Source organism: Luteimonas sp. TWI382, assembly GCF_039674545.1.
GTDB lineage: Bacteria > Pseudomonadota > Gammaproteobacteria > Xanthomonadales > Xanthomonadaceae > Luteimonas.
This window is the reverse complement of record NZ_JBDJNS010000004.1, coordinates 1-24,909: the sequence shown is the minus strand read 5'-3', so window position 1 is coordinate 24,909 and position 24,909 is coordinate 1. Positions and strand designations below refer to the sequence as shown.

Here is a 24,909-nt window from a genome sequence, read left to right as displayed (position 1 = left end):
ACACGAATCGACCGCAGACGGCAATTTTGGCCGCAATGCGTCGCAAGGGCGGATTATTGCATGCCCGCTGCGCGTGGGCGAGGCATGGCACGGGCGCCGGCATGACTTCAGGCCCTCTGCGCGAGGTCCGGTGCGCGCCTACCATGGCGCATGATCCGTGCCCTGAACCACAACCGCCTGCTGCGCGTCGCCGGCCTGTTCACCTGGGCGGTGATCGGCCTGCCGTTGCTGATGCTGTCGCTGGCGCCGGCCGACCAACTGGTCGAGGGCGGGTCGCGGCTCTGGCTCGACAGTTGGCGCTCCTGGCTGGCCTGGGCGGTCTTTGGCACCAGCTACGCCTGGCTCACGCGCGGCCTGGGCGAGCGCCGCATCGGCGTCTTCGATCGGCTGCTGGTGCTGGTGCTGGCCGGCAGTGCGATCGCGATCAGCTACTACAGCCAGAGTGGCCTGGGCAGCATCCTGCTGATGGTCGTCGCCTGCGTGCTGCCGTGGCTGTTGCCGCTGTGGGTCGGGGTGGCGCTGCTGGTGGCCTGCGAGTTCGTGATCGTGCCGGTCTATGTGCGCGGCTTCGACTTCACCTGGGCCGAGGCGGTGCTGCAGGCCGCGCTGTACGTGGGCTTCACCGGCTTTGCGTTCGTGACCGGCCTGGTCGCGCGGCAACAGGCGCAGGCCCGGGAGGAGCAGCGCCGGCTCAACGCCGAGCTGCGCGCGACCCGTGCGCTGCTCGCCGAGAGCGTGCGCGTCAACGAGCGCACACGCATCTCGCGCGAGCTGCACGATCTGCTGGGCCACCACCTGACGGCGCTGAGCCTGAACCTGGAGATCGCCAGCCATCTGGCCAGCGGCCAGGCGCAGGAACACGTCGGCCAGGCGCAGACGCTGGCCAAGCTACTGCTCAGCGACGTGCGCGAGGCGGTCAGCCAACTGCGCGACGACGATGCCATCGACATGCGCGCCACGCTGCTGCCGCTGGCCGAGAACGTGCCGAGCCTGCGGATCGACATGCAGATGCCGCAACAGTTCCTGGTCGACGATCCTGAGCGCGCGCACGTGCTGCTGCGCTGCACCCAGGAGATCATCACCAATGCCGTGCGCCATTCGGGCGCCAGTCTGCTGCGCCTGCGCTACGTGCAGGACGCCGGCGCGATCCGGCTCGATGCCCGCGACGACGGCCGCGGCGCCGACGTCGCCCGCGCCGGCAACGGCCTGACCGGCATGCGCGAGCGGCTGGCCGCCTATGGGGGCGCCCTGCAGGTCGAGACCGCGCCGGGCAGCGGCTTCGTGCTGCACCTGGAATTGCCGCTGGCGGACGACGCCCGCCTGCGCGATGCTGCACCCCGCACGGCTGCGGCCCCGCCGCCGTGAGCCCGCATCCGTTGGGAGGCCCCATGATCCGAGTCTGCCTGGTCGACGACCAGACCCTAGTCCGCCAGGGCATCCGCTCGCTGCTCGCGCTCGACGGCGGCATCGAGGTCGTCGGCGAGGCCGCCGATGGCCGCCAGGCGGTCGACCTGATCCCCGGCCTCAAACCCGACGTGGTGCTGATGGACATGCGCATGCCGGCGATGTCCGGACTCGAGGCGCTGCAGTCGCTGGCGCGCGCCGACGCGCTGCCGCCGACGATCATCCTGACCACCTTCGATGACGACCAACTGGTACTGGCCGGCCTGAAGGCCGGCGCCAAGGGCTACCTGCTCAAGGACGTGTCGCTCGAGCAACTGGTCGGTGCGATCCGCACGGTCGCCGACGGTGGTTCGCTGGTGCAGCCGGCCGTGACCCAGCGCCTGCTGACCGGCCTGGAGCAGATGCGCAACGAGTTCGTCAGCCTCGACCGGCCCGATCCGCTGACCGACCGGGAGACCGAGATCCTGCGGCTGATGGCCGGCGGCTTCTCCAACAAGGAGATCGCCAACTCGCTGGGCGTGGCCGAGGGCACGATCAAGAATCACGTGTCCAACATTCTGTCCAAGCTGGGCGTGCGCGACCGCACCCGGGCCGTGCTCAAGGCCTTCGAGCTGCAACTGGTCTGAGCGGAGGCGGGGGCCATCACGCCGGCGGCGTGGGGCGTCAAACGCCGGCCCGGCGGCGCCTGGACGACACCGGTGTCGTGCGCTGCCTGCCGCGCCGCGCATGGCAGCTGCCGAGCCCGGCGCGAAGCCGCGCTTACGACCGTCGATTCACTCGCAACATCGCTCGCCCGCGGCAATACAATCTTGCTACGATTGCCGGTCTGTGCCGCCTCAGGCCGGAATTGGTCCTGGAGAACCCTGAATGACCCGTCTGCTCGAACTGCTGATCTCTTGCGTCATCGTTGCCGTGCTGTTCCTGGTGGTGGCCGTGCTGCTCCCGTCCAGCCGCACGTTGACCGAATCTGTCGAGACCAACCGTCGGCAGTCGATCGTGTTCGACACGATCAATAGCGTCCGTCGCTTCAAGGACTGGTCGCCGATCCCGCGTTACGACCCCGCCGTCCAGCTCAAGCTCTCCGGCCCGGATGCCGGCGTCGGCGCCCGCGTCGACTACACCTCCAAGGACAAGCGCATCGGCCAGGGCCACTGGGAGATCACCGAGTCCGACGCCGACAAGCGCGTGGTCTACGCGGTCGAGAACCCGCAGCGCGGCGACAACAAGAAGATGACCTTCACGTTGAAGCCCACCGGCCGCAACAACCGCAACATCGAGATCACCCAGACCTACAACGTCGATTACGGCTGGGATCTGCTCGGTCGCTTTGCCGGCCTGTACGTCAGCCGCAACGTCGGCGACGACATGAAGCTGGGGCTGGGCCAGATGAGCAACCTGCTGGCCGCCGTGCCCAACGTCGATTACCGGGTCGAAGGCAGCTCGCTGTCGGATCTGGCGGCGGTCAACCGTCCGGCCGAGAACCTGCTGGTCGTCAGCGCCGGCGCGGTGGAGCGCAACAACCAGGTCATCCAGGATTCGATGAAGGCCAACCTGGAGTGGATCAACCGCACGATCGCGGCCAACGATCTGGAAGCCGCCGGCCCGCTGCGCATCATCACCACCGAACTGGGCCGCGAGACCTATACCTTCGACATCGCGCTGCCGGTCCGCGCCAAGGGCACCGGCCCGGCCGCGCCCGCCGCTGCCGCCGAGGGTGAAGGCGAAGGCGAGGCTGACGCACAGGTCGCCGCAGCACCGGAGGCCCCGGCCACCGACGCCGCCGAGCTGTCCGATCTCGAGCTGCTGGGCCCGGTGAAGTACGTGCACCTGCCGCGCGGCCGCGTCGCCAAGGCCAACTACAAGGGCTTCATGGCCGAGCTGGACAACGTCCGCAACGCCGTGCGCGCCTGGGCGCTGACCCAGGGCTACGAAGTCACCGATCGTCCGTACGAGTCCTACCGCAACGGTATCGAGTCCGCGTTCACCGAGAACGGCGAGTTCGAAGTCTTCTGGACCTTGCGCCAGCAGCCGTAAGCGGCGGTCTTCGTACCGCGACACAGGATCACGCGCACGCCGCATCCATTGGATGCGGCGTGTTGCGTTGGGAAACCGGGCATCGTCACGGTGCCCCAGGACAGGGGGGAGTGTCTTGCGCAGATACGAAGGAAATGCATCGGGCCTGGCCGCGGCTGGGGCACTGCTGGCCGGGGTGGCAGTCGCACTGGCGGCCTATGCCAGCCACGGGATGGAAGGCGATGCGCGCGCGGCGCTGCAGTCGGCCGCGGTGTTCGCGTTCGGTCACGGCGTCGCCCTGGCCGCGCTGTCGCGGGGCCTGTGCGATCCGATGGCGAAACTGGCCTTGCTGGCGCTGCTGGGCGGCACCTTGCTGTTCGCAGGTGCCGTCGTCTCGCGCCATCTGCTCGGTGGCCCGTCGGCGTTCGCGCCCTGGGGCGGCGGGCTGACGATGTTCGGGTGGCTGCTCTACGCGATCTCGGCATTGCGCACACCGCGACGCTGAGGCCGCGCAGCCGCGTTCGAGCGGCTCAGCCGTGGCGCCAGTGCCACGGCTCGTAGACGATGCCGTGGGGATTGCCCTGCGGGTAGCTCATCGCAAAGCCGTGGTCACCGGCATGGTGCGTCAGCCAGGCAAATGCCGGCGTCGCCTCGAACGAGGTCTCCGCGCTGGGCTCGCCAGGCGTGCCGATGTCGAGCGCGCGGCCCGAATGGTGCTCGCTGTAGCCGGGGGCGGCGTTGACCTCGAGGATGGTGTCCACGTCGAGGCCGCGGGCGCGCTTGCGCTCGAAGATGCCAAGCTGGTAGTCGTGGCTGCGGTAGCCGGAAATTGCCTCCAGCACGATGCCGTCGCCTCGCGCGGCCTCGCGCATCCGCGCCCAGGCGCGAGCGGCCGTGGCTTGGAGCCACAGCGGCCGGCGGTAGCGGTCCACGCCGGCGAAGGCCAGCCAGGCAGGCTCGGGCACCAGCGACAGGCCGGTGCGGGCCGCGTAGGCCTGCGCCTCGATGCCCAGGCCGTCGAGCCGCCCCTGCAGCCGCGCGACCGGCAGCGTGTCGGCCGGGGTGGACGGGATCGCGGACGGGGACGTGTCGAGCAGGCCAAGTGCCGCATCGAGCCCGGGGCTGCGACGCCACTCGGGCAGCAGCGGCATCAGCCCTTCGGGCAGCAGCGCGGCCAGATAGCGGCCGTCGCGTTTGCGCCGCAGCACCCACGACGCGCGCACCAGCACGCGGGCATCGCGATTGGCGCGCGCACGCAGCAAGGTGGCTGGCCACAGTTCGATGTCCGGGGTGTTGACCAGAAGGGCGGCGGGCGGTCGACGCATCGCCCCAGCTTACCGGCCGGGCGCCGGCCACGCACGACGCCCGCGGGCAGTGGCGTTCACAGCACCGTGTGTGGCATCAGCAGCGGCATCAGCACGTGCAGCACCAGATCGGCCGTGAAGTGCGCCACGATCGCCATCTCCAGGCCGCGCGTCCAGTACAGCCAGCCGAACGCGATGCCGGCGAGCGCGTTGAGCAGCACTGTGCGCGCGACCACCCCGGCATCGAGCTCCCAGACGGCGGCGGCCGCCGGCAGGTGACCGGCGCCGAACAGCAGCGCCGCGCCCAGGATCGCGATCCACGCTGCGGCGGGCGGCAAGCCGCCGTCATACCCGCGGCCGCGTCGCAGCAGCCAGGTGACAGCCCAGGCCAGCAGGGTCATCAGAAACAGCCGCAGTTGCAGTTCCTCGACGATGCCGCCGTAGAACGAGGCGAGCAGCCCGTATGCCGCGCTGCGCGCGCCGTCGATGTCCTGCATCGCGACCTTGGCCGGCGGCAGCAGCAGCGGGTCGAGCAGGGCGGACAAGACCAGCACGACCACCGCTGCGGCAGCGCCCAGGCCGGCGGCGCGCCAGGGCTGCAGCGGCGCCAGTCGCGCCTGACCATGGCGGTTGAGCCAGCGTTGCAGCAGCGGTGCGCCCAGCCCGACGCGATGCCCCATGCGCAATCCGGCCCACGCCAACAGCGCGGCGAGCACGAACATCTGCATCGCCTGGATCGCGATCAGTGCCGGCAGCGACACCGGCAACGCCTCGATCTGTCCGGGGGCGAGCTGCATCAGGTACGGGAACACCGCGACCGTCGACAGCGCCGCGGCCGCGGCAAGCGCGACCGCCACGCGCAGGTCCTGACGGACGCGGGGTGCTGCGGCGGCGCTCATGTCCGGCGCTTCAGGAACAACATCATCGGTTGCCACGGTGCTGCTTGCACGACATCGACCAGCTCCCAGCCCTGCTGGCCGAGCGCCTGCAGTTCGGCTTCGACCGTCTCGGTCTTGAGGCCGAACATGCCCGGCTTGATCTCCTGCACTTTGTACTGCCAGCGCTCACTCATGCGAATCTCCCTTGGATGGCGTGCGATCGGGGTGCCCGGGGGCCGGCAGCCGGCCGGACCGGCGCAGCGCGTCGCGCAATACGTATTCGATCTGCGCGTTCACGCTGCGCAGTTCATCATCGGCCCAGCGCTGCACTGCGGCCAGCACCGTGGCATCGATCCGCAGCGGATAGGCCTTGCGGGCGCTCACCCGCGCCCGCCACGCGCGCGCCGCTTGCTGCGGGCAACGGTGTAGACGAAGGCGATCGCCAGCCCGTTGACCACAAGCACCATGACCACCGCCAGGATCGACAATCGGCGGTCGTCGTCGCCCCACAGTGCGATACCGGCCGCGGTGGCCAGCGTGGCCACGCCGACCATCCGCATCAGCCGCGCCAGTCGGCTGTCGAGCAACGCCTTGTCGCGGACCGTCATGCGACTGTCGCCGGCCAGCGGCAGCCGGCCATCGCCGAGCCAGCGCGCGAACACGAACGCCGGCAGCGCGAAGACCGCGAACACCAGCGCGACGACATGATGGGCCGCCATCAGTACAGCGAGCCGGCGTTGACCACCGGCTGGGTGCCGCGGTCGGCGCACAGCACGACCAGCAGGTTGCTGACCATTGCCGCGCGCCGCTCCTCGTCGAGTTGGACCACGCCGCTCTTCTGCAGCTCCGACAGCGCCATTTCGACCATGCCCACCGCGCCGGCGACGATCCGCGTGCGCGCCGCGATCACCGCGTTGGCCTGCTGGCGCTGCAGCATCGCGTGGGCGATCTCCGGCGCGTAGGCCAGGTGGCTGATCCGCGCTTCGAGCACCTCCACGCCTGCCGCCGCCAGGCGCTCGTCGAGATGTTCCTTGAGCCGGTCGGAGATCTCGACCGGGTGGCTGCGCAGCGAGATCTGCCCGTCCTCGTGCTGGTCGTAGGGATAGCTGGTGGCCATCGCGCGCAACGCGGCTTCGGACTGGATGTGCACGAAGCTCTCGTAGTTGTCGACGTTGAACACCGCTTCGGCCGAGTCGACCACGCGCCAGACGATCACCGCCGCGATCTCGATCGGGCTGCCGTCGAGCTCGTTGACCTTCAGCCGACCGCTCTCGAAGTTGCGCACGCGCAAGGACACCTTCTTCTTGGTCAGGAACGGGTTGTTCCAGCGCAGCCCGTTGTCCTTGGCGGTGCCGACATAGCGGCCGAACAGGCTCAGCACGGCGGCCTGGTTGGGCTCGACCATGTACAGGCCGAGCGCGGAGAACGCGATCAGTAGCGCGGCCACGACCGCAAGCACGGGTAGGGCGCCGCCGGTGTTGAGCATCATCCAGGCGCAGGCGGCGATCGCGACCAGTTGCAGGCCCACCACCGGGATGCCGGGGAAGGAGCGGATCGGATTCTCTTTCATGCGGCATCTCCCAAGAGTTCGCCAAGTGATATCGATGCGATATCATTCTGTCAAGCGGCGCTCACATGCGCCTGCCTGCCGCCGCGGCACGATGCGGATGCCCCCCAGCCCTGGAGCCCCGATGCACCGCCCTCGTCATTTCTCGATGCTGCGCGACTTCCATCTGGCCGACTGGTTCACGCTGGCCAACGCGTTCTGCGGTACCGGCGCGGTGTTTGCGGCAATGCGGTTCCTCCAGGACGGCGGCGTGCGCGATCTGATGATCGGGATGGCGCTGATTCCATTGGCGTTCGTGTTCGATGCGCTCGACGGCCGCATCGCGCGCTGGCGCAAGGTTGCCTCCACGCTGGGGCGCGAGCTCGATTCGCTGGCCGACGTGATCTCGTTCGGCCTGGCACCAGCGGCGCTGGCCTATGCCTGCGGCATGCAGGGCGGCTGGGACTGGATCGTGCTCAGTTTCTTCGTCGGCTGCGGCGTCAGCCGGCTGGCCCGTTACAACGTCACCGCTGAGACCCTGGCCGATGGCGGCGACAAAGTGAAGTTCTTCGAGGGCACGCCGATCCCCAGCAGCCTGCTGCTGGTCGTGGTGCTCGCAATCGCCGCATCGCAGGGCCGGATCGGCGATGCGCTGTGGCTGGGCGACGTTCGGCTCGGCCCCTGGTCGCTGCACCCGCTGGTGCTGATGTTCGCGCTGTCGGGGTCGCTGATGATCAGCAAGACGCTGCGCATTCCCAAGCCTTAGGGCAGCTTCGTGGCGGCTCGAGATGGGGCGTGCAAGGGCGCCGGGCGCGCCGCCGCTGTTGCTATGATCGGGCCATCGCGGCGGGAGCGAACGATGGCCAACAGTGCGTGGGACCCGGCAGCGCCGGGCGAGGAACTCGAGCGGCTCGCGCGCCGCTACTGGGATGCCTGGCAGGCCGCATTGCAACGCACGATGCCCGGCGCTGCGCCCGGCTTCCCGAACGACGCGGCCGCCCGGCCGACCGCGCCCTGGCAGGCGATGTTCGAGGCCTGGATGCCGTCGTCGCCGAGCGGCAAGGCCGGCATCGAGGACGTGTTGCAGCGCTTCAACCGGCAGGCAGGTGACTGGTGGACGCGGATGCAGCGCGTGGCCGAGGGGTTCGCCGGCCAGCAGCCGTCGCCCGAGACCGTGGCACGCACCTGGCGCGACGCGCTGGGCGGCGATGCGGCCAATCCGTTCGCACAGATGTTCGGTGGGCTGGGCGGCACCGGCGTCGAGGGCTGGGATGGCTGGCTGCGGGCGCTGCAGCCGCTGGTCGATGCCCTGCGCGGCGATGGGTCCGCTGACGGGCCCTGGCCCGCGTTGGGGCCATTGCGCGAGCACCAGTTGCGCTGGCAGGCGCTGCTCCACGCGTTCGCCGAGTATCCCAGGACGCAGCAGGCCTACCAGGGCCTGCTGTTGCAGGCCTCGCAGGCCGCGTTCGCACGCTTCGAGCGCCGACTGTCCAACCTCGATGCCGAGGCGGTGACGATCGAGTCGCCACGTGCTTTGTTCGATCTGTGGGTCGAGGCCGCCGAAGAGGCCTACGCCGAAGTCGCATTGTCGCCGGGGTTCCGCAGCGCCTATGCGCAGATGGTCGCCGGGCAGATGCGCCTGCGCCAGGCGCTGCAGCGCGAGGTCGAGCAGGCCTGTCGGTTGCTCGACCTGCCGACGCGCAGCGAACTCGACGGCGCGCACCGCAAGATCGCCGATCTGGAGCGGACCGTGCGCCGGATGCGCGATCGCCTCGATGACGTCGAGGCGGCGCGCACCGCGCCGTCAGCCGGGTCCAGTCAGGAGCCCGAGAAGCCTGCACGGCCAAGCCGCGCGCCGAAGAAGGCGGCTGCCAAGACCGCGCCGCGGCAGGCTGCGAGGAAGACCGCCGCGGCGCAGCGCCCGGGCGCAAAGCGTGCGCCCGCCAAGCGTGCGGCCAAGGCCAAGCACTTGTCGGCGACGATCCCGCAGGCGCCCGCACCGCTGACGTCCGCCAAGCCGCGTACCCGGAAGCGCTGACATGGCGGGACCGGTGCGCATCACGCCCGAACGCATTGCCGAAGAGGCCCTGCAGGTCCAGCGCAAGCTCCTGGCCGGCCTGGCGACGCTGCGCGATGTCGGCGACGTGGACTATGGCGCCACGCCCCGCGAGGAGGTCTGGCGCGACGGCAAGGTCGTGCTGTACCGCTTCATCGGCGCGCAGGCGCCGACCTCGCGTACGCCGCTGCTGGTCGCCTATGCGCTGGTCAACCGGCCGTACATGATCGACCTGCAGGCCGACCGCTCGATCGTGGCCGGCTTGCTGGCGCGCGGGCAGGACGTCTACGTGCTGGACTGGGGCTATGCCGATCGCTCGGACCGGTTCCTCACGCTGGAGGATTACATCGAGCGCTTTCTGGGCGGCGCTGTGGATCATCTGCGCCGCCGCTTCGGTCTGCCTGCGATCGACCTGCTCGGCATCTGCCAAGGCGGCACGTTCGCGCTCAGCTATGCGGCGCTGCATCCCGAGCGCGTGCGCAATCTGATCACGATGGTCACGCCGGTGGACTTCCACACCGACGACAACATGCTCGCGCATTGGGCGCGGGATCTGGATGTCGACCTGTTCGTCGAGACGCTGGGCAACGTCCCGGCGGACATGATGAATGCCTGCTACCTGATGATGAAGCCGTGGCGGCTGCTGGTGCACAAGTACGTGGGGCTGATCGACATCCTCGACGATCCGAAGGGGGTCGAGGATTTCCTGCGGATGGAAAAGTGGATCTTCGATTCGCCCGACCAGGCCGGCGAGGCGTTCCGCCAGTTCGTGCGCCAGTTCTACCAGGACAACGGCTTCGTCGCCGGCAGCCTGGTGATCGGCGAGCGCGCGGTGGAGCTGGCGCGGGTCACGATGCCGGTGCTCAACATCTACGCCGAGCAGGACCACATGGTGCCGCCCGACGCATCGCGCGCAATGCGCGGTCTGGTCGGCACCGACGACTACACCGAGTTCTCGTTCCGCGGCGGGCATATCGGCATCTACGTGTCCGGACGGGCGCAGGCGCAGGTGCCTGCGGCCATCTGCGACTGGCTCGCACAGCGCAACTGATCGCGCCGCCTAACCGCTGTCTTCCCCGTCCGTCAGGAGCCGATCGATGTCCAGCCCCGCCCCAAGCTTGAGCCGTTCCCGCAGCGACCGTGTCCTGGCCGGCGTGCTGGGCGGGGTGGCGCGTCGGTTCGACTGGAATTCCACGCTGGTGCGCGCGCTCTATGTCGTGGTGTCGGTGCTCTCGGCAGCGTTTCCTGGCGTGCTGGTCTACCTGTTGCTGTGGCTGCTGATGCCCGAAGGCGAGACCTGAGGCGATGCAGCGTGGGCGACGCCTGCCGGCCCCATTGCGTGCGCTGTTGCCGGCCTTGGGGGCGGTGTGGACCTTGCCCAACACCGCCATCGGCCTGCTCGGCGGGCTGGCCGGCCTGCCGTTCGGCGCGCGCGCCCGATGGCGCGGCGACGACTGGGCGTTGGTGTTCGACCGCTGGCCCTGGGGGCCGGGCGGGGCGATCACGTTCGGCAACACGATCCTGCATACCGGCGACTCGCTCGACTGCGCCTGCTACACGTACGCGCACCGCGCCGCACTGTGCGTGGAGGCGCCGATCCGCCTGAGCGACCACGAGCGCGCCCATGTCTACCAGTACATGGTGCTCGGTCCGCTGTTCTTGCCGTTGTATCTGCTGTGCGGCGGCGTCAGCGTGCGCAACCGCTTCGAACGCGCCGCCGACCGCTATGCGCTGACCGGGCACGGCTGGTGGCCGTGGCCGACGCCGTGACTGGAGGCGTCCCGATTCAGCGCCCGAGCTGCACGCAGGTTTCACCCGCCGGCACCCCGTCTGCAGCGAAGCGCCGTTCGGCGAACATGATGTCGTCGTTGCCTGCCAGGACCACGGTGCTGCTGCGCGTGCCGTAGACCGGATCCTCGATGAAGGGCGGCGACAGGCGCCGTTCCAGCGCGAGGCCGACGCCGGTATCGGGCAGTTGCGCATCGTCGGCGGGGCGCACGTCGCGCAGGCCGGCGAACAGCGGCGCCAGAGACCCTGAAGCGTCAGGCGACGCGGCCAGCCAGTCGTGCAAAGTGCGTGTGGCCGCGTTGCTCTTGGGCCAGGGCGCATCGAATGCGCCGTTGGACATCGCGTGCAATCCCGGTGCGACCTCGGCGACCGCGAAGCGGGGATGGTTGCTGGCGAACCACAGCGCGTCGCCGTCCCACAGCAGCAGGTTGAAGCGCCCGTAGCCTGCAGCATTGTCGGCCAAGGCATGGGCGAAGCGTTCGGCCGACGCGTCGCCGCGGACGAAGTCGCGCACCAGCCAGCCGCGCGACAATGGCGCGGTCTCCGGCGCCACGCCGGCGCGGACATTGGTCACCGCCGCCAACCGGCGGCGCGACGAGGCCTGCAGCCAACTGCCGCCCGACCGCAGGTCGCGGCCGCCGAACACATGCGGCGCCTCGGGGTCGGCGCCGGCCGCCGCGGTCGGACGCGCATGCGCCTCGTCGCGATTGGCGATCAGCGCCAGCGGCAGGTCGGGGCGGGTGTTCCAGGCGACGGCGATCAGGCACATGCGCCGATGCTAGTCGAATGCGGGGCGGCGCCGTGCGCACTGGCTGGGCTGCCCTGCTGAAATGACGCCAAGATTGCGTCCAGGCCGATCGGGATGCGGCCTGCTGGTACCGGAGGCGGGACTCGAACCCGCACGCTTTTAAAGGCGGTGGATTTTGAGTCCACTGCGTCTACCATTCCGCCACTCCGGCGCGGAGGGCGAGTATAGCGGATCGTCCGGCGGTGGAGCGGACAACGCATTCGCGCCATCCGAACATCCCGCCTGGCATGCTCCGCGGGCCGGCGCGTGCCGGTGGCAGCAGGAGACGGGCATGGCGGGCAGTCAACGTGGACGCGGGCGCGCAGACCGCTTGGGGCGACGGCTCGTAGGCGTGCCGGTCGGCATGCTGCTCCTGGCGCTGGCCGCATGCGCAAGCCCATCCGGCCGGCACGTGGGCGCCGCCGAGCCCGTCGGCGAACGGGTGCTCGATCCTGCAGTGTTGCGGGTGCCGGTGCAGCCATCCGGACAGCTGCGTCTGGCGCAGGGCGTCTTCCGCGTGCACCTGAGCAACATCCGCTGCGTGCGTGCGCCCTGTCCCAACGGCTACATGGTGTCCGACGTCGAGGGACAGCCTGCGGCGTTGCGCCCCGATGTGCCCCAACCGGTCTCGCGGTTGCCGCAGCAGGTGCGCTTCGATGCGGCCTCGGGCGGGCCGATCGAAGATGGCCTGGTCGACCGGGCGCATCAGGGAGACGGGATCGTCGTGCAGGGCCGGGCCTGGCTCGACGACGGTGGCCAGACCTTGCGCGTTGAGGTCGAGCGCCTGCTCGACTAGCCGTGTTTGCAGACGCTGCGCCGCGATCTGCGCGTGCAGCTAGTCGCCTGGGTCGAAGGCGTCGGTCTGCATGAGCGTCTCGCGGCGCAGGTACCAGTCCCCATCCTGCGGATCGAACAGTGCGCAGCGCAGGATCGGCGCCTGATAGATGTGCAGCGAAACCGCGACCAGCGCGGGGTCGACGTTGCGGATGATGTGGTACTCGTGCGGCGGGATCAGGCTGCCGGCGCTGCCGGTCTGCGCCTGCACGGTGCTCGCCGGCCGGAAGCGGTGGCGCGCGCCGTCCTGGGCGAGATGTTCGTACTGCACGATCTCGAGCGCGCCGTGCCACACCCCTTCCACGCACCACAGTTCGTCGTGATCGTGCAGCGGCGTGCCTTGGCCGGGGGCCCAGGTCATCGCGACGATGCTGTAGCCGTGCTGCGGGCTGCGGTAGAGCTCGCGGCGCGCGTAGTGGCCGTCGACCGGCGCATGCACGCACGGCGGCAGGCGCACCGCAGGATCGCGGATCAACGCCTGCATCGTCTCGCGCAGCGCCGCGGTGACGGTATGCGCGTCGTCGTGGACGAGTGCGGCATCGACAGCGGCGATCAGCCGATCGCGGCCGGGATAACGGATGTCGGGCAGTGGCGAGGTGGTCTCGGGCATGCGGTCCAGTCTAGCCGCTGCGATCGGTGCGCCGTGTCGCGGCCCTGCGCTCAGGGCGCGAGCGCATCGAGGAAGCCGCGCAGCGCCGGCCCGAAGCGAGCGATGTCGACCAGGAACGCGTCATGGCCCTGCGGCGACGCGAGCGGCAGGAACTGCGCATCGACACCGCCGGCGCGCAGGCCGTCGGCGATCTGGCGCTGCTGCTGCAACGGGAACAGGATGTCGGTGTGCACGCCGATGCTCAGCGCGCGCTCGACCCGCAGCGCCGCCAGGCCCGCATCGGTATCACCGCCGCAGTGATCGCCGATGTCGAACCAGTCCATCGACCGGCTCAGGTAGAGATAGCAGTTGGGATCGAAGCGGCGTACGAAGCGCCGTGCATGGCCTTCGAGGTAGCTTTCGACCTCGAACTCCAGGCCAAATGGATCCTCGTCGTCGCGGCGGTCCGACTCCAGGCGCACGCGCCCGAAGCGGCCGTCCCATTCGAGCGCCGAACGATAGGTGATGACGCCGAGTTTGCGCGCCATGCGCATGCCGCTCTCGGGGTAGGCCGCATCACTGTAGTCGCCGCCGTTCCACATCGGGTCGAGCCGGATCGCCTCGCGCTGCAGGGAGCGGATCGCGATCGAGAACGGCAGCGCGCGCGCCGCGCCGCAGATGTTGACGTGCGTGCGCGCCAGGCCCGGGTGGCGTGCCAGCAGCGACAGCGCGGTCATGCCGCCCATCGAGTTGCCGATCACGCAGGCCAGTTGCGCAATGCCCAAGGCACGCACGACATGCGCGGCGGCGTCGGCGACGTCCTCGATCGCCAGTTCGGGAAACGCCAGGCGATACGGCGCGCCGGTGGTCGGATCGGCCGAGGCCGGCCCGGTGGAGCCCTTGCAGCTGCCCAGCGAGTTGACGCAGACCACGAACCAGCGATCGGTGTCGATCGGACGGCCCGGGCCGACCATCGCCTCCCACCAGCCCGGCGACGGGTCGTCGCTGTGCGCGGCGGCATGGGCGTCGGGCGACAGGCCGGTGACGATCAGGATCGCATTGCCGGCGGCGGGGTCGAGCCGGCCCCAGGTCTCATAGGCGACGCGTGCGCCGTGCAGCATGCCGCCGCGTTTCATCGGGAACGGCGAGGGCAGCGCGACGAAGCGGCTGCCCGGCGGGATGAATTCGGTCATCGGATCTGGCGCCCGGAGGCGCGATGGCGTGCCGGTGGCGCGTGGCGTTGCATGATCGCGGTTCGACCGGCGAAAAGCCATCGCCAGCCGCGCCCCTCGCCGCTAGGGGCGGGGGGCTTCGATCACCAGCTCGATCGTGTCCGTGGTGGGCAGGCTCACGCGCACCGGCGCCGATTCCAGGGCGTCGGCGCTGCGCTCGGCGATGCCGCGGGCCGCAATCCGGGCGACGACTTCGACCTCGTCGAGCGCCGACAGCGGCTGGGTCGGCATCGGGCTGTCGCCGTCGTCGAGCACGATGTCCAGCGGCAGCGCGGACAGGCGGTGGCGCTGCGCGGCCACCGGCATCGGCGGGCCGCCGGGCTGGCGGGCCATCACGAACACACTGGCCTCGGGCGGCAGTCGCGCGGCCAGGGCCGCAGCGTCGCCCGCGATGCGCACGCGCACGTGCAGTGCGCGCGCCGGGACCGCGGCCGTCGCCTCGGTGGCCGGGGCGGTCGACGCGGGCATGCCCGCAGCCTCGCGTGCGGCAGCGATCTGCTCGCGCAGCGTCGCGGCGGTCTCGCCGTCGAGCTGGGCCAGCAGCGGCTCCCAGGTCGCGACCGCAGCCGCATCGTCGCCGGCCTGGCGCTGGGCGATGCCCAGGAACCAGCGCGCGTGCTGCTGTTCGGGATTGCGTGCGAGCACCGTGCGCAGGATCTCGACGGCGGTCTGATCGAAGCGGCGCTGTGGATGCGCCTCGGCGCGCGCCCGTGCGTACTCGACCTGCAGCGCATCGTCGTCGGGCAGCAGCTTGGCCGCACGCTCGATCGCGTCGCGCGCCTTGCCCGGCTCTTGCATCGCCGCATAGCTGCGGCCCAGCAGCAGCCAACCTTCGGGCTGGCGCGGGTCGCGTTCCAGGTCGGCCTGCAGCCGGGTGATCGCCTCTTCCAGCGAACCGGGCGCGCGCAGCGATTGCGGATCGAGCGCGGCGGGGGTGCCGACGATCGTGTACAGGCCGCCGACCAGCACCGGCACCAGCACGGCCACCGCCAGCGCCACGCGTGGCGCCCCGGCGCGCAGGGCGTGGACCAGCATGGCGACGGTCGCCAGCGTGATGCAGATCGCGATCGCAACGAAAACGGCCATTACCACTCCTGGGAGTCATCGATCGGCGACAGTGGCTCGCGGCGACGCGCGGCCACGATCCGCCAGATCACCACGCCACCGGCACCGAGCACCACCAGCGGGCCGAACCACAGCAGCCAGGTCGCCGGCCCGACGCGCGGGCGATAGAGCACGAACTCGCCGTAACGTGCGACCAGATGCTCGCGGATCTGCGTATCGCTTTGCCCGCGACGCATCAGCGTGAGCACTTCGCGGCGCAGGTCGTGGGCGATCTGGGCATTGGAATCGGCCAGCGACTGGTTCTGGCACATCACGCAGCGCAGCTCGAGGATCAGGCTGCGGAAGCGCTTTTCCTCGGCGGGGTTCTCGAATGTCAGCGGCGCCGGATCGACGGCGGCCTGCGCGCGGGCCGCGGGCGGCCAGGCCAGGCACAGTGCCAGCGCGAGCAGCAGCGCACGGATCATGGCGCCTCCAGCCGTTCGACCTGCGGCAGCAGTTGCGTGCGCAGCACCTCAGGGGTCATCGGGCCGACGTATTTCCAGACGATGGTGCCGTCGCCATCGACCAGGAAGGTCTCCGGTGCGCCATAGATGCCCCAGTCGATCGCCGCGTGCCCCTCGTAGTCCACCAGCACCAGCCAGTACGGATTGCCGAACTGCTCCAGCCAGCGCAGCGCATCGCTGTGCTCGTCCTTCCAGTTGTAGCCGATGACGCGCACCCGCTTGGTCTTGGCGAACTCGCTGATGACCGGATGTTCCTCGCGGCAGCCCGGGCACCAACTGCCCCAGACGTTGAGCAGGTAGGGTTCGCCGCGCAGTTCGGCCGCGGTCACCATTCGGCCCGGTTCGTGCAGCACCGGCAGGCGAAAGTCCGGCGCGGGCTTTCCGATCAGCGGCGAGGGGAGGGCGTCGCGGTTGGGATTGCGGCTGAGCCAGACGCCTGCGGCGAGCAGCACGGCGATCGCGGCGAAGACCGCCAGCGGCAACCAGCGGCCGTGGGAGCGGCGGGTCGGGGACGTGGTCATGCGGACGGCTCCCTGCGCGGCGATGGCGGGCGGCGGAAACGGCGATCGCCGGCGACGACGAATGCCCCCAGCGCCATCAGGAACGCGCCGGCCCAGATCCAGCGCACGAACGGCTTGACGTGCACACGCAATGCCCAGGCATCGCCACCGAGCGGCTCGCCGAGCGCGACGTAGACGTCGCGAGTCACGCCCGCGCGGATCGCGCTTTCGGTCATCACCTGGCCGCCGCTGACGTAGGCGCGTTTCTCCGGATGCAGCGTGGCGATCAGGCGGTCGTCGCGCAGCATGCGCACGGTACCGCGGTCGGAGATGTAGTTCGGCCCCTCATGGTGCTCGACGCCATCGAGCACGAACGCATCGCGGCCCATCTCCAGCGTCTGCCCGGGCGCCAGTGCGACTTCGCGTTGGACGTTGAGCGCCTCGACCAGCAGTGCGCCGACCAGGAACACCGCGATGCCCAGGTGGCCGAGCAGCATGCCGGTCATCTCGGGCGTGAAGCGCCTGGAGCCGGTGCGCAGCCGCACCCAGACGAAGCGCAGCGTGCCGGCGGCGACCCACACCGCGCCGGCGATGCCCATCGCAACCTTCCACGGGCCCTGCGGAGCGAGATAGAAGCCGACCGCGCCCAGCACCAGTGCGAGCACTGCCCACGGCGCGAGCATCCGCAGCGGCCGGCTGGCGGCATCGTTCTGCCAGCGGGTCAGCGGCCCGAACGGCAGCAGCAGCACCAGTGGCGCCATCAGCACCAGGAACAGCAGCGAGAAGTACGGCGGACCGACCGAGATCTTGCCCAGGTCCAGCGCATCGGCCAGCAGCGGATACAGCGTGCCCAGCAGCACCATCGCGCACGCGGCCACCAGCAGCAGGTTGTTGGCCAGCAGCAGCGTCTCGCGCGAGGTCGCGGTGAACGGCTTGCCGCCGCGGCCATCGGGTGCGCGCAGCGCATAGAGCAGCAGCGAGCCGCCGACGACGATCCCCAGGAACACCAGGATGAACAGGCCGCGCGCCGGATCGGCGGCGAAACTGTGCACGCTGGTCAGCACGCCCGAGCGCACCAGGAACGCGCCCAGCAGCGACAGCGAGAACGTGGCGATCGCCAGCAACAGCGTCCAGCCGTGGAAGCTGCCGCGCTTCTCGGTCACCGCCTGCGAATGAAGCAGCGCCGCGCCGGCCAGCCAGGGCATGAAGCTCGCGTTCTCGACCGGATCCCAGAACCACCAGCCGCCCCAGCCCAGCTCGGCATACGCCCACCAGGAGCCGAGCGCGATGCCGATGGTCAGGAAGGCCCAGGCCACGTTGGTCCAGGGCCGCGTCCAGCGCAGCCAGCGCGCATCGATGCGGCCGTCGAGCAGCGCGGCGATCGCGAACGCGAACGGCACCATGAAGCCCGAGTAGCCGATATAGAGCATCGGCGGGTGCACGATCATCCCCGGGTCCTGCAGCAGCGGGTTGAGATCGCGGCCGTCGAGCGGCATCGGCAGGATGCGATCGAAGGGATTGCTGGTGAAGATCAGAAACGCCAGGAAGCCGAAGCAGATCGCGCCCATCACGCCGAGCACGCGGGCCAGCACCAGGTCGGGCACCTCGCGCGAGCCCCAGGCCACGGCGCCGTTCCAGCACGCCAGCAGGAACACCCACAGCAGCAGCGAGCCTTCGTGACCGCCCCAGACCGCCGTGATCCGATAAATCATCGGCAGCAGCAGGTTGGAGTTCTCGGCCACGTAGCGCACCGAGAAGTCCTGCACCATGAAGGCGACGGTGAGCAGCCCCCAGGCGGCGAGCAGCAGGATCGCCTGCGCGTAGGCGGCCGGTCGCGCCGTCGCCATCCACGGCGCGATGCCGCGACGTGCGCCGAGCAGCGGCAACAGGGTCTGCAGCAGTGAGGCGACCAGCGCCAGCAGCAGAGTGATCTGACCGAGTTCAGGCAGCATCGGTGCGCTCCGGGCGCGGCCCGCAGACCCAAGCCGTCATTGCGCGCCCTCGGCCGGCGTCGCGACCCCGTGCTTGTCGTGGGCCAGGCCCATCTTGTCGGCGACCTCCTTGGGCACGTAGGTCTCGTCGTGCTTGGCCAGCACCTGCTCGGCGACGAACACGCCGTCGGCCATGCGCCCGGTCGCGACCACCGCCTGGTTCTCGCGGAACAGGTCGGGCAGGATGCCGGTATAGCTGACCGGCAGTTCTGCATCGCCATCGGTGACGCGGAAATGCGCCTCCATCGATCCGCTCTCACGCGCGAACGAGCCGTCGGCGACCATCCCGCCGAGGCGGAAGCGCGCCTCGCCCGAGGCGACCGCCGGCCCTGCGGCGCCGCCCAGCACCTCGGCCGGGGTGTAGAGATAGGAGACGTTGCGCTGCAGCGCGAAGGCGATCAGCGTGGCCGACAGCGCACCGGCGGCGGCGAGCGCGACGACGAAGCCCAGGCGGCGTTTGCGGATGGGGTTCATCGGGTCAGCTCCGTATCGGGGGCGGGAACGACGGAGGCCCGGCGGCGGGCCTCGAGGGTGCGCACCGCACGCAGCGTTTGCGCGATGCGGATCCGCGGGGCGACGAAGTCCCACACCAGCACGGCTGCGAACACCGCATAGGCGGCGATGACGTATTCCAGATAGCTCATGCGCGTTCTCCCGGTGCGCCGGCCATCCGCCGCACCCAGTCCTTGCCCGCCTCGCGGCGCAGGTTGTCGGCGCGTGCGCGCGCCAGCAGCGACCCGACGAACCAGAACTTGGTCGCCACGATCATCCACAGCAGCGGGCCGATCATGCTCGCGTCCATGCTCGACTGACCGAATACGCGGATCGTCTGTCCCTGGTGCAGCGAGTCCCACCACACCACCGAGTAGCGGATGATCGGCAGCAACGCGACCCCGACGATCGCCAGCAGCGATGCCGCGCGCGCCGCCGTGCGGCGGTCCTCGATCGACTGGTACAGGCCGATCACCCCGAGGTAGAGGAACAGCAGGATCAGCTGGGTGGTCAGGCGCGGGTCCCAGTCCCACCAGGTGCCCCACATCGGCTTGCCCCAGATCGACCCGGTGACCAGCGTGATCACAGTGAAGGCTGCGCCGATCGGCGCGCAGGCCATCGCCAGGATCTCGCACAGCTTGATCCGCCAGACCAGCGCGATCGCGCCGTAGAGCGCCATCAGCGCGAACACCGCCAGACTCATCCAGGCGCTCGGCACATGGATGTAGAGGATCCGGAAACTGTCGCCCTGCTGGTAGTCGGCCGGGACCTGGAACAGCGCACCGTACAGGCCGACGGCCATCGTCAGCAGCCCCAGCCCGTAGGCCCACGGCGCCCAGCGCCGCGCGAAGCGGTCGAATGTCGGCGGCGAGCCGAGCTGATGGAACCAGAGGACGATGGGATTCATGCGGGCGGGCGTGCTGGCGTGGACGGGCTGGCGGAATCGTGCGGCGCGGCATCCGGCCGCGGGCGGAACGGTGGCGCGTCGATGGCGGGCGGTCGCTGCATGCGGTCAGGTCAGCGCGATGCGAATGGCGGCGGCGGCGGCGACGGGCGCCAACACCACGGCGGCGGCAAGGCCGGCACCGAGCAGCAGCAGGCCGCCGGTCGGATCGTGGCCCTGGGCCGAGATCGCCACGCTGCCGGCCCCGAACACGAGCACCGGGACGTACAGCGGCAGTGCGAGCAGCGCCAACAGGATACCGGAACGCCGCATGCCGATGGTCAGCGCGGCGACGACCGCGCCGAGCAGGCTCAGCAGCGGCGTGCCCAATGCCAGTCCCGCCAGCAGCACCGGCAATTGCGCGCGCGGCAGTCCAAGCAGTTCGGCCAGCAGCGGCGTGGCCAGCAGCAGCGGCAGCGTCGTGGTCGCCCAATGCGACACCGTGCGCACCAGCACCAGCCAGGCCAGGGGGACCGGGGCGAGCATCCATTGCTCGAGCGAGCCGTCGTCGGCGTCCCCGCGGAACAGCGTGTCGAGGGCCAGCAACCCCGACAGCAGCGCCGCGACCCACAGCACGCCCGGCGCGACCCGGGCCAGCATCGCCGCGTCGCTGCCCAGCGCCAGTGCAAACAGCACGATCACGATCAATGCGAACAGGGCCGGCTGGAGCGCGTCGCCGCGCCGGCGCCACAGCAGTCGCAGGTCGCGCGCGATCAGCGCGCGGGCACTGCCGGCCAGCGTGGGCAGCGGTGTGCTCATGCGGCCGGGTCCAGGCACAGCTCGCGCGTGCGCACCGGCGGCGCGGCGTAGGCGCCGTGGGTGGTGACCAGCGCCGCGCCGCCGTCGTCGAGTTGGGCACGGACCATGCGATTGACCAGCTCGATGCCCTGCAGGTCGAGATTGGCGTAAGGCTCGTCGAGCAGCCACAGGGGCGCGGGCGACATCCACAGCCGCGCCAGCGACAGCCGCTTCTTCTGCCCGGCCGACATCTGCCGCACCAACAGATGCGCGTGCGCGGCCAGCCCGACGACACCAAGCGCGCGCTCGGCGGTCTGGCTGGCCCGGCAGCCCTGCAGGCGCGCCAGGAAGGCGAGGTTCTCGGCCGCGTCCAGGTCGGCCTTCAGCCCTGGCAGATGGCCCAGATAGGCCATGGTGCCGGCGCGCATCGCGCGCGCGACCGGGCGGCCGGCGACCTCGACCGTGCCCTCGTCGGCCTCGAGCAACCCGGCGAGCACGCGCAGCAACGTGGTCTTGCCGACGCCGTTGCCGCCGCGCACCAGCAGCGCTTCGCCGGACTGCACCGCGAAGTCCAGCGGCCCGAAGACCGGCCGCTCGTCACGCGAGAAGCGCAGGCCGCGGGTGGCGAGCAGGGGCGAAACAGCAGCAGGCATGGGCGGGCGGTCGGCGGGCGGAAGGGCCGCGTCGGAGTTGCATTCTAGGGACTGCCGCCGACCCCGGCATTGCGCTGGGTCAATGCCGCCACCGATGCCCGCCCCTAAAACCGGGGTCCAAAACCGGGGTCAGCGGGGAAAATAATGGGCGATTTGCACGCTGACCCCGGTTTTGGGGTGGGTGGCCCCGTACACTCGGTGCCCCTTTCACGATGGACGCAGGCCAGATGATCCGGACCAAGCTGCCCAAGGTCGGCACCACGATCTTCACCGTGATGTCGCAGCTGGCGGCCGAGCACGGCGCGGTCAATCTCGGGCAGGGCTTCCCGGATTTCGAGGTGCCCCCGCGCCTGGTCGATGCACTCGCCGCGGCGATGCGCGACGGTCACAACCAGTACGCGCCGATGACCGGCATCCCGGCGCTGCGCCAGGCGATCGCAGAGAAGACCGCGCGTGTCTACGGCCATCTTCCCGATCCCGAGACCGAAGTCACCGTGACCAGCGGCGCGACCGAGGCGCTGTTCAACGCGATCCACGCGGTCGTGCGCGTCGGCGAGGAGGTGATCGTGCTCGACCCGGCCTACGACAGCTACGCGCCGGCGATCGAACTGGCCGGTGCGGTCGCGGTGCATGTGCCGCTGGATCCGGCCACCTTTGCGCCGGACTGGCAGCGCGTGCGCGAGGCCGTCACACCGCGCACCCGCCTGCTGATCGTCAACAGCCCGCACAACCCCTCAGGCGCGATGTTCGCGGCCCACGACATGCAGGCGATCGCCGACATCGTCGCCGACACCGGCATCTACCTGCTGTCGGACGAGGTCTATGAGCACATCGTCTTCGACGGCGCGCGGCACGAGTCGGCACTGCGCTACCCGGCGCTGCGCGAGCGCGCATTCGTGGTCTCGAGTTTCGGCAAGACCTATCACTGCACCGGTTGGAAGCTTGGCTACTGCATCGCACCGCCGGCGTTGAGCGCGGAGTTCCGCAAGGTCCACCAGTACAACGTGTTCTGCACGTTCGCACCGGCCCAGCATGCGTTTGCCGAGATGTTGCGCGAGGAGCCGGCGCATTACGAGCAGCTCGGCGCGTTTTACCAGGCCAAGCGCGACGCGTTCGCCGCGCAGTTGGCGAACACGCGCCTGCGGCCGTTGCCGGTCCCGGGCGGCTATTTTCAGCTCGTCGATTACGCCCAGGTCAGCGAACTCGACGATGTGGCGTTCTGCCGTTGGCTGACGATCGACAAGGGCGTGGCCGCGATCCCGCTTTCGCCGTTCTACGCCAGGCCACCGCAGGGCCAGCGGCTGGCGCGGCTGTGCTTTGCGAAAAATCCGGCGACGCTCGATGCGGCGATCGCGCGGCTGCGCACGCTGTAGCCTGCCGCCGGGCCGCCGGGCCGCCGGGCCGCCGGGCCGCCGGGCCGTGGTGGCGGGGCTGCGACGATCGGTCGCAACCGCGCCTTCAGGGCCCAGCGCCTAGAATCATGGGACCTCGCGGCCCACGCGGCGCCGCGATTGTCCTTCCCGAACCCTCAAGCGTCCCCGTGCGATCGTTGCTGCCGTCCGTTCTCTGTCTCACGCTCGCGCTGTCTGCGTGCGCGTCGCCGCCTGCCGGCCCGTTCCACGGCACCGACCTGTCGGGTGTGTCCTACGGGCGCAGCCTGGACTTGCAGGACACCGAGGGCCGCCCGCGCGGCCTGGGCGACTTCCGAGGCGATTACGTCCTGCTCTCGTTCGGCTACACCCATTGTCCCGAGGTCTGCCCGACGAGCCTGCTCAAGGCCACCCAGGTGCGCCGAGCGCTGGGCGAGGACGGCGACCGGCTCAGGATCGTGTTCGTCACCGTCGATCCCGAGCGCGATACCGGAGCGGTGCTCGATGAGTACGTGCGCGCGTTCGGCGACGGCATCGTCGCGTTGCGCGGCGATGCGATGCAGACGCGACTGGCGGCGCAGACCTTCCGTGTGACCTACCGGCAGGTGCCCACCCGCTCGTCGTATGCGATGGACCACACCATGGTCAATTACGTGATCGGGCCGGACGGCCGGCTGCAGCTGGCGTTCCAGTACGATCAGCCGGTCGCGCAGATGGTCGACGACCTGCGGGTCTTGATGACGCGCGAGCGCGGAACCGACTGACCTTGCGGTCGGACTTCTCCGACTTGCGGCCACCGCGATGCACCGCTTAGCCTCGTTCTGGGGAATACAACGGGACAACAAGGATGAAGATTCGTGTGTTCATGGTCGATGACCATGCATTGGTACGTACCGGCATGCGCATGATCCTCGACGGACAGTCCGACATCGAGGTCGTCGGCGAGGCCCACAGCGGCGAGGACGCGCTGCCGCAGATCCGCAAGCTGCAGCCCGATATCGTGCTGTGCGACCTGCACCTGCCCGGCGTCAGCGGTCTGGAGGTCACCGAGCGCATCGTGCGCGGCGGCTCGCCGACGCGCGTGATCGTGGTCTCGATCCTCGAGGACGGGCCGATGCCGCGTCGGCTGATCGAAGCCGGCGCCTCGGGCTACGTGGGCAAGGGCGGCGATGCCGCAGAGCTGGTACGTGCGGTGCGCGACGTCGCGCGCGGCAAGCGTTATCTCGCCAGCACGATTGCGCAGAACCTGGCGCTGGCCGGCGTCGACGGCGATGGCACGCCGTTCGATGCGCTGTCCAGTCGCGAGCTCGAGGTTGCGATGCTGTTGCTGCACGGCCTGCGGCAGGAGGACATCGCCCGGCGGCTGAGCCTGAGCGCGAAGACGGTCAATACCCACAAATCGCGGCTGTTCGAAAAACTGCAGATCCAGGATGCGATCGCATTGGCGCGGTTGGCGAGCCAGTACGGCATCGCACCGCCCGACATGGCGGTGTAGGCGCCCGCGCCGCGCCCGCGGTACCGACGCGAAAGCGCGGACTGATCGTCTCGGCACGGTCGTGGCCCGCACCCGGATCCGGCCGGCTGGCGAGGCAGGGCGGGGCCGTCTCGCCGCCCGTATGCGTCGGGCGCGCTGTGGGATCTGCTGCCCAGCGCAGTGATGCCCGCGATCGAGCGCGCGTTGCGGCACAGACGCTGGCTCGCCGAGAGGGCCAAAAAGAAGGTTCTTCGCAGATTAGCGGGGAGTCCTTTGCCAGCCACCGTTACGCTTGATGCCTGATTCCAGGGCGCAAGGGTGAGGGGATGTTCGACCGGAAGACGATCAAGAGGCTGGGCGGGTGGGAAGGCTATCGGGTGGAGCGCATCGCGTGGCCCGAGGGCGGCAGCCGGACCGTGACGATCTACCTCAAGCCCAGCGCCCGCATGATGCACTGCCAGCACTGCGGCAGTCGGTGCCGGCAGGTGCATGAGACGACTGCGCGGCGGGTGCGTGACCTACCGCTGATGGCACTTCAAGTGCGATTGTTGGTGCCGCGCCGGCGCGTCTGGTGCGACCAGTGCGGCGGTCCGCGACTGAAAAGTTGAGCTGGCTGGGGCGCTACCAGCGGGTGACCAACCGGTTGGCCGAGGCGGTCAGCCAGCTGCTTGAATCCAGCAACATCCTGGCTGTTGCCCGCTTTTTCCAACTGGGTTGGCACACGGTCAAGGCGCTCGATAAGGCCCAGT

At 70.0% G+C, this 24,909-nt stretch carries 31 protein-coding genes, 1 tRNA gene and 1 pseudogene; 14 read left to right on the top strand and 19 right to left on the bottom strand.

Annotation, left to right across the window (positions count from 1 at the left end):
• The first annotated feature begins 150 nt into the window (after positions 1 to 150).
• The 4 genes from ABE505_RS03830 (at position 151) to ABE505_RS03815 (ending at position 3,922) form a co-directional block, all read left to right on the top strand.
• Positions 151 to 1,365 carry a histidine kinase gene (locus ABE505_RS03830; protein WP_346444982.1) on the top strand — a complete coding sequence of 405 codons (1,215 nt, stop codon included), beginning with the start codon at positions 151 to 153 and terminating at the stop codon, positions 1,363 to 1,365.
• Between the two features lie 23 nt (positions 1,366 to 1,388).
• Entirely contained in the window at positions 1,389 to 2,030 is a 642-nt protein-coding gene (locus ABE505_RS03825) for a response regulator transcription factor (protein ID WP_337246030.1), read from the top strand.
• A gap of 241 nt (positions 2,031 to 2,271) precedes the next feature.
• Positions 2,272 to 3,438, top strand: coding sequence for an SRPBCC family protein (locus ABE505_RS03820; RefSeq protein WP_346444980.1), 1,167 nt, complete (start codon positions 2,272 to 2,274; stop codon positions 3,436 to 3,438).
• 115 nt (positions 3,439 to 3,553) lie between these two features.
• On the top strand, positions 3,554 to 3,922 hold the full coding sequence (locus ABE505_RS03815; RefSeq protein WP_346444978.1) for a DUF423 domain-containing protein: 369 nt from the start codon (positions 3,554 to 3,556) through the stop codon (positions 3,920 to 3,922).
• Between the two features lie 25 nt (positions 3,923 to 3,947).
• On the opposite strand, the gene ABE505_RS03810 is transcribed toward ABE505_RS03815, so the two are convergent.
• Genes ABE505_RS03810 through ABE505_RS03785 form a run of 6 tightly spaced genes read right to left on the bottom strand, consistent with a single transcriptional unit; the run spans position 3,948 to position 7,169 of the window.
• Positions 3,948 to 4,742, bottom strand: coding sequence for a M15 family metallopeptidase (locus ABE505_RS03810; protein ID WP_346444976.1), 795 nt, complete (start codon positions 4,740 to 4,742; stop codon positions 3,948 to 3,950).
• Positions 4,743 to 4,798: 56 nt separating this feature from the next.
• Positions 4,799 to 5,620, bottom strand: a complete 822-nt coding sequence (locus tag ABE505_RS03805) for a CPBP family intramembrane glutamic endopeptidase (RefSeq protein WP_346444975.1) — start codon at positions 5,618 to 5,620, stop codon at positions 4,799 to 4,801.
• A complete protein-coding gene (locus ABE505_RS03800; RefSeq protein WP_346444973.1) occupies positions 5,617 to 5,793 on the bottom strand; it encodes a DUF4177 domain-containing protein in 177 nt (58 codons plus the stop codon). The genes ABE505_RS03805 and ABE505_RS03800 overlap by 4 nt, the downstream gene beginning before the upstream one ends.
• On the bottom strand, positions 5,786 to 5,983 hold the full coding sequence (locus ABE505_RS03795) for an Arc family DNA binding domain-containing protein (protein ID WP_346444971.1): 198 nt from the start codon (positions 5,981 to 5,983) through the stop codon (positions 5,786 to 5,788). The genes ABE505_RS03800 and ABE505_RS03795 overlap by 8 nt, the downstream gene beginning before the upstream one ends.
• Positions 5,980 to 6,318, bottom strand: coding sequence for a hypothetical protein (locus ABE505_RS03790; RefSeq protein WP_346444969.1), 339 nt, complete (start codon positions 6,316 to 6,318; stop codon positions 5,980 to 5,982). The genes ABE505_RS03795 and ABE505_RS03790 overlap by 4 nt, the downstream gene beginning before the upstream one ends.
• Positions 6,318 to 7,169: an SPFH domain-containing protein gene (locus ABE505_RS03785; RefSeq protein WP_346444967.1), complete on the bottom strand. Its 852-nt coding sequence runs from the start codon at positions 7,167 to 7,169 to the stop codon at positions 6,318 to 6,320. The genes ABE505_RS03790 and ABE505_RS03785 overlap by 1 nt, the downstream gene beginning before the upstream one ends.
• Before the next feature lie 121 nt (positions 7,170 to 7,290).
• Between ABE505_RS03785 and ABE505_RS03780 the strand changes: the two genes are divergently transcribed.
• The 5 genes from ABE505_RS03780 to ABE505_RS03760 all read left to right on the top strand — a co-directional run bounded on the left by ABE505_RS03780 (position 7,291) and on the right by ABE505_RS03760 (position 10,971).
• Entirely contained in the window at positions 7,291 to 7,911 is a 621-nt protein-coding gene (locus ABE505_RS03780) for a CDP-alcohol phosphatidyltransferase family protein (protein ID WP_346444965.1), read from the top strand.
• Positions 7,912 to 8,004: 93 nt separating this feature from the next.
• Entirely contained in the window at positions 8,005 to 9,183 is a 1,179-nt protein-coding gene (locus ABE505_RS03775) for a poly(R)-hydroxyalkanoic acid synthase subunit PhaE (RefSeq protein ID WP_346444963.1), read from the top strand.
• A gap of 1 nt (position 9,184) precedes the next feature.
• Complete coding sequence (gene phaC, locus ABE505_RS03770; protein ID WP_346444961.1) at positions 9,185 to 10,252, top strand: class III poly(R)-hydroxyalkanoic acid synthase subunit PhaC; 1,068 nt, start codon at positions 9,185 to 9,187, stop codon at positions 10,250 to 10,252.
• A 46-nt stretch (positions 10,253 to 10,298) separates the two neighbouring features.
• Positions 10,299 to 10,502, top strand: a complete 204-nt coding sequence (locus ABE505_RS03765; protein WP_346444960.1) for a PspC domain-containing protein — start codon at positions 10,299 to 10,301, stop codon at positions 10,500 to 10,502.
• Between the two features lie 4 nt (positions 10,503 to 10,506).
• Complete coding sequence (locus ABE505_RS03760; protein WP_346444958.1) at positions 10,507 to 10,971, top strand: hypothetical protein; 465 nt, start codon at positions 10,507 to 10,509, stop codon at positions 10,969 to 10,971.
• Positions 10,972 to 10,987: 16 nt separating this feature from the next.
• On the opposite strand, the gene ABE505_RS03755 is transcribed toward ABE505_RS03760, so the two are convergent.
• Both ABE505_RS03755 and ABE505_RS03750 read right to left on the bottom strand, forming a co-directional pair.
• On the bottom strand, positions 10,988 to 11,758 hold the full coding sequence (locus ABE505_RS03755; protein WP_346444957.1) for an NRDE family protein: 771 nt from the start codon (positions 11,756 to 11,758) through the stop codon (positions 10,988 to 10,990).
• A gap of 104 nt (positions 11,759 to 11,862) precedes the next feature.
• Positions 11,863 to 11,948 (bottom strand) — tRNA-Leu (locus ABE505_RS03750).
• Between the two features lie 120 nt (positions 11,949 to 12,068).
• Here ABE505_RS03750 and ABE505_RS03745 point away from each other — a divergent pair.
• Positions 12,069 to 12,572, top strand: a complete 504-nt coding sequence (locus ABE505_RS03745) for a hypothetical protein (protein ID WP_346444955.1) — start codon at positions 12,069 to 12,071, stop codon at positions 12,570 to 12,572.
• 39 nt (positions 12,573 to 12,611) lie between these two features.
• Here ABE505_RS03745 and ABE505_RS03740 read toward each other — a convergent pair whose 3' ends face one another.
• The 11 genes from ABE505_RS03740 to ccmA form a co-directional block, all read right to left on the bottom strand.
• The gene (locus ABE505_RS03740; protein WP_346444953.1) at positions 12,612 to 13,220 is read right to left on the bottom strand and encodes a cysteine dioxygenase family protein; all 609 of its coding nucleotides are present in this window, start codon (positions 13,218 to 13,220) and stop codon (positions 12,612 to 12,614) included.
• Positions 13,221 to 13,270: 50 nt separating this feature from the next.
• Positions 13,271 to 14,392, bottom strand: coding sequence for a homoserine O-acetyltransferase (locus tag ABE505_RS03735; protein ID WP_346444951.1), 1,122 nt, complete (start codon positions 14,390 to 14,392; stop codon positions 13,271 to 13,273).
• A 102-nt stretch (positions 14,393 to 14,494) separates the two neighbouring features.
• Positions 14,495 to 15,517: a tetratricopeptide repeat protein gene (locus tag ABE505_RS03730; RefSeq protein WP_346444949.1), complete on the bottom strand. Its 1,023-nt coding sequence runs from the start codon at positions 15,515 to 15,517 to the stop codon at positions 14,495 to 14,497.
• Entirely contained in the window at positions 15,517 to 15,960 is a 444-nt protein-coding gene (locus tag ABE505_RS03725; RefSeq protein WP_346444947.1) for a cytochrome c-type biogenesis protein, read from the bottom strand. Before ABE505_RS03725 ends, ABE505_RS03730 begins: the two co-directional genes overlap by 1 nt.
• Positions 15,957 to 16,520 (bottom strand): DsbE family thiol:disulfide interchange protein, encoded by a 564-nt coding sequence (locus ABE505_RS03720; protein WP_346444945.1) that lies wholly within the window; start codon positions 16,518 to 16,520, stop codon positions 15,957 to 15,959. Before ABE505_RS03720 ends, ABE505_RS03725 begins: the two co-directional genes overlap by 4 nt.
• Entirely contained in the window at positions 16,517 to 18,451 is a 1,935-nt protein-coding gene (locus ABE505_RS03715; RefSeq protein ID WP_346444943.1) for a heme lyase CcmF/NrfE family subunit, read from the bottom strand. Before ABE505_RS03715 ends, ABE505_RS03720 begins: the two co-directional genes overlap by 4 nt.
• Before the next feature lie 36 nt (positions 18,452 to 18,487).
• The gene (gene ccmE / locus ABE505_RS03710; protein ID WP_346444941.1) at positions 18,488 to 18,964 is read right to left on the bottom strand and encodes a cytochrome c maturation protein CcmE; all 477 of its coding nucleotides are present in this window, start codon (positions 18,962 to 18,964) and stop codon (positions 18,488 to 18,490) included.
• Positions 18,961 to 19,134: a heme exporter protein CcmD gene (ccmD, locus tag ABE505_RS03705; RefSeq protein ID WP_346444939.1), complete on the bottom strand. Its 174-nt coding sequence runs from the start codon at positions 19,132 to 19,134 to the stop codon at positions 18,961 to 18,963. Before ccmD ends, ccmE begins: the two co-directional genes overlap by 4 nt.
• Entirely contained in the window at positions 19,131 to 19,889 is a 759-nt protein-coding gene (locus tag ABE505_RS03700; RefSeq protein WP_346444937.1) for a heme ABC transporter permease, read from the bottom strand. The genes ccmD and ABE505_RS03700 overlap by 4 nt, the downstream gene beginning before the upstream one ends.
• A 105-nt stretch (positions 19,890 to 19,994) precedes the next feature.
• Positions 19,995 to 20,684 carry a heme exporter protein CcmB gene (gene ccmB, locus ABE505_RS03695; protein WP_346444935.1) on the bottom strand — a complete coding sequence of 230 codons (690 nt, stop codon included), beginning with the start codon at positions 20,682 to 20,684 and terminating at the stop codon, positions 19,995 to 19,997.
• Complete coding sequence (gene ccmA / locus ABE505_RS03690; protein ID WP_346444933.1) at positions 20,681 to 21,316, bottom strand: heme ABC exporter ATP-binding protein CcmA; 636 nt, start codon at positions 21,314 to 21,316, stop codon at positions 20,681 to 20,683. Before ccmA ends, ccmB begins: the two co-directional genes overlap by 4 nt.
• Before the next feature lie 227 nt (positions 21,317 to 21,543).
• Here ccmA and ABE505_RS03685 point away from each other — a divergent pair, with 227 nt between their 5' ends.
• The 4 genes and pseudogenes from ABE505_RS03685 to ABE505_RS03670 form a co-directional block, all read left to right on the top strand.
• Entirely contained in the window at positions 21,544 to 22,689 is a 1,146-nt protein-coding gene (locus ABE505_RS03685; RefSeq protein ID WP_346445839.1) for a pyridoxal phosphate-dependent aminotransferase, read from the top strand.
• A 167-nt stretch (positions 22,690 to 22,856) separates the two neighbouring features.
• Positions 22,857 to 23,450: an SCO family protein gene (locus tag ABE505_RS03680; protein ID WP_346445838.1), complete on the top strand. Its 594-nt coding sequence runs from the start codon at positions 22,857 to 22,859 to the stop codon at positions 23,448 to 23,450.
• A gap of 83 nt (positions 23,451 to 23,533) precedes the next feature.
• On the top strand, positions 23,534 to 24,181 hold the full coding sequence (locus tag ABE505_RS03675) for a response regulator (protein ID WP_346445837.1): 648 nt from the start codon (positions 23,534 to 23,536) through the stop codon (positions 24,179 to 24,181).
• A gap of 305 nt (positions 24,182 to 24,486) precedes the next feature.
• Positions 24,487 to 24,909, top strand: a pseudogene (locus ABE505_RS03670) (helix-turn-helix domain-containing protein); the annotation flags it as partial.

Coding starts and splice junctions, on each gene's coding strand:
- ABE505_RS03830 (WP_346444982.1), top strand. CDS start 151: ATGATCCGTGCCCTGAACCACAACCGCCTGCTGCGCGTCGCCGGCCTG.
- ABE505_RS03825 (WP_337246030.1), top strand. CDS start 1,389: ATGATCCGAGTCTGCCTGGTCGACGACCAGACCCTAGTCCGCCAGGGC.
- ABE505_RS03820 (WP_346444980.1), top strand. CDS start 2,272: ATGACCCGTCTGCTCGAACTGCTGATCTCTTGCGTCATCGTTGCCGTG.
- ABE505_RS03810 (WP_346444976.1), bottom strand. CDS start 4,742: ATGCGTCGACCGCCCGCCGCCCTTCTGGTCAACACCCCGGACATCGAA.
- ABE505_RS03805 (WP_346444975.1), bottom strand. CDS start 5,620: ATGAGCGCCGCCGCAGCACCCCGCGTCCGTCAGGACCTGCGCGTGGCG.
- ABE505_RS03800 (WP_346444973.1), bottom strand. CDS start 5,793: ATGAGTGAGCGCTGGCAGTACAAAGTGCAGGAGATCAAGCCGGGCATG.
- ABE505_RS03790 (WP_346444969.1), bottom strand. CDS start 6,318: ATGGCGGCCCATCATGTCGTCGCGCTGGTGTTCGCGGTCTTCGCGCTG.
- ABE505_RS03785 (WP_346444967.1), bottom strand. CDS start 7,169: ATGAAAGAGAATCCGATCCGCTCCTTCCCCGGCATCCCGGTGGTGGGC.
- ABE505_RS03780 (WP_346444965.1), top strand. CDS start 7,291: ATGCACCGCCCTCGTCATTTCTCGATGCTGCGCGACTTCCATCTGGCC.
- ABE505_RS03775 (WP_346444963.1), top strand. CDS start 8,005: ATGGCCAACAGTGCGTGGGACCCGGCAGCGCCGGGCGAGGAACTCGAG.
- phaC (WP_346444961.1), top strand. CDS start 9,185: ATGGCGGGACCGGTGCGCATCACGCCCGAACGCATTGCCGAAGAGGCC.
- ABE505_RS03765 (WP_346444960.1), top strand. CDS start 10,299: ATGTCCAGCCCCGCCCCAAGCTTGAGCCGTTCCCGCAGCGACCGTGTC.
- ABE505_RS03760 (WP_346444958.1), top strand. CDS start 10,507: ATGCAGCGTGGGCGACGCCTGCCGGCCCCATTGCGTGCGCTGTTGCCG.
- ABE505_RS03755 (WP_346444957.1), bottom strand. CDS start 11,758: ATGTGCCTGATCGCCGTCGCCTGGAACACCCGCCCCGACCTGCCGCTG.
- ABE505_RS03745 (WP_346444955.1), top strand. CDS start 12,069: ATGGCGGGCAGTCAACGTGGACGCGGGCGCGCAGACCGCTTGGGGCGA.
- ABE505_RS03740 (WP_346444953.1), bottom strand. CDS start 13,220: ATGCCCGAGACCACCTCGCCACTGCCCGACATCCGTTATCCCGGCCGC.
- ABE505_RS03735 (WP_346444951.1), bottom strand. CDS start 14,392: ATGACCGAATTCATCCCGCCGGGCAGCCGCTTCGTCGCGCTGCCCTCG.
- ABE505_RS03730 (WP_346444949.1), bottom strand. CDS start 15,517: ATGGCCGTTTTCGTTGCGATCGCGATCTGCATCACGCTGGCGACCGTC.
- ABE505_RS03725 (WP_346444947.1), bottom strand. CDS start 15,960: ATGATCCGTGCGCTGCTGCTCGCGCTGGCACTGTGCCTGGCCTGGCCG.
- ABE505_RS03720 (WP_346444945.1), bottom strand. CDS start 16,520: ATGACCACGTCCCCGACCCGCCGCTCCCACGGCCGCTGGTTGCCGCTG.
- ABE505_RS03715 (WP_346444943.1), bottom strand. CDS start 18,451: ATGCTGCCTGAACTCGGTCAGATCACTCTGCTGCTGGCGCTGGTCGCC.
- ccmE (WP_346444941.1), bottom strand. CDS start 18,964: ATGAACCCCATCCGCAAACGCCGCCTGGGCTTCGTCGTCGCGCTCGCC.
- ccmD (WP_346444939.1), bottom strand. CDS start 19,134: ATGAGCTATCTGGAATACGTCATCGCCGCCTATGCGGTGTTCGCAGCC.
- ABE505_RS03700 (WP_346444937.1), bottom strand. CDS start 19,889: ATGAATCCCATCGTCCTCTGGTTCCATCAGCTCGGCTCGCCGCCGACA.
- ccmB (WP_346444935.1), bottom strand. CDS start 20,684: ATGAGCACACCGCTGCCCACGCTGGCCGGCAGTGCCCGCGCGCTGATC.
- ccmA (WP_346444933.1), bottom strand. CDS start 21,316: ATGCCTGCTGCTGTTTCGCCCCTGCTCGCCACCCGCGGCCTGCGCTTC.
- ABE505_RS03685 (WP_346445839.1), top strand. CDS start 21,544: ATGATCCGGACCAAGCTGCCCAAGGTCGGCACCACGATCTTCACCGTG.
- ABE505_RS03675 (WP_346445837.1), top strand. CDS start 23,534: ATGAAGATTCGTGTGTTCATGGTCGATGACCATGCATTGGTACGTACC.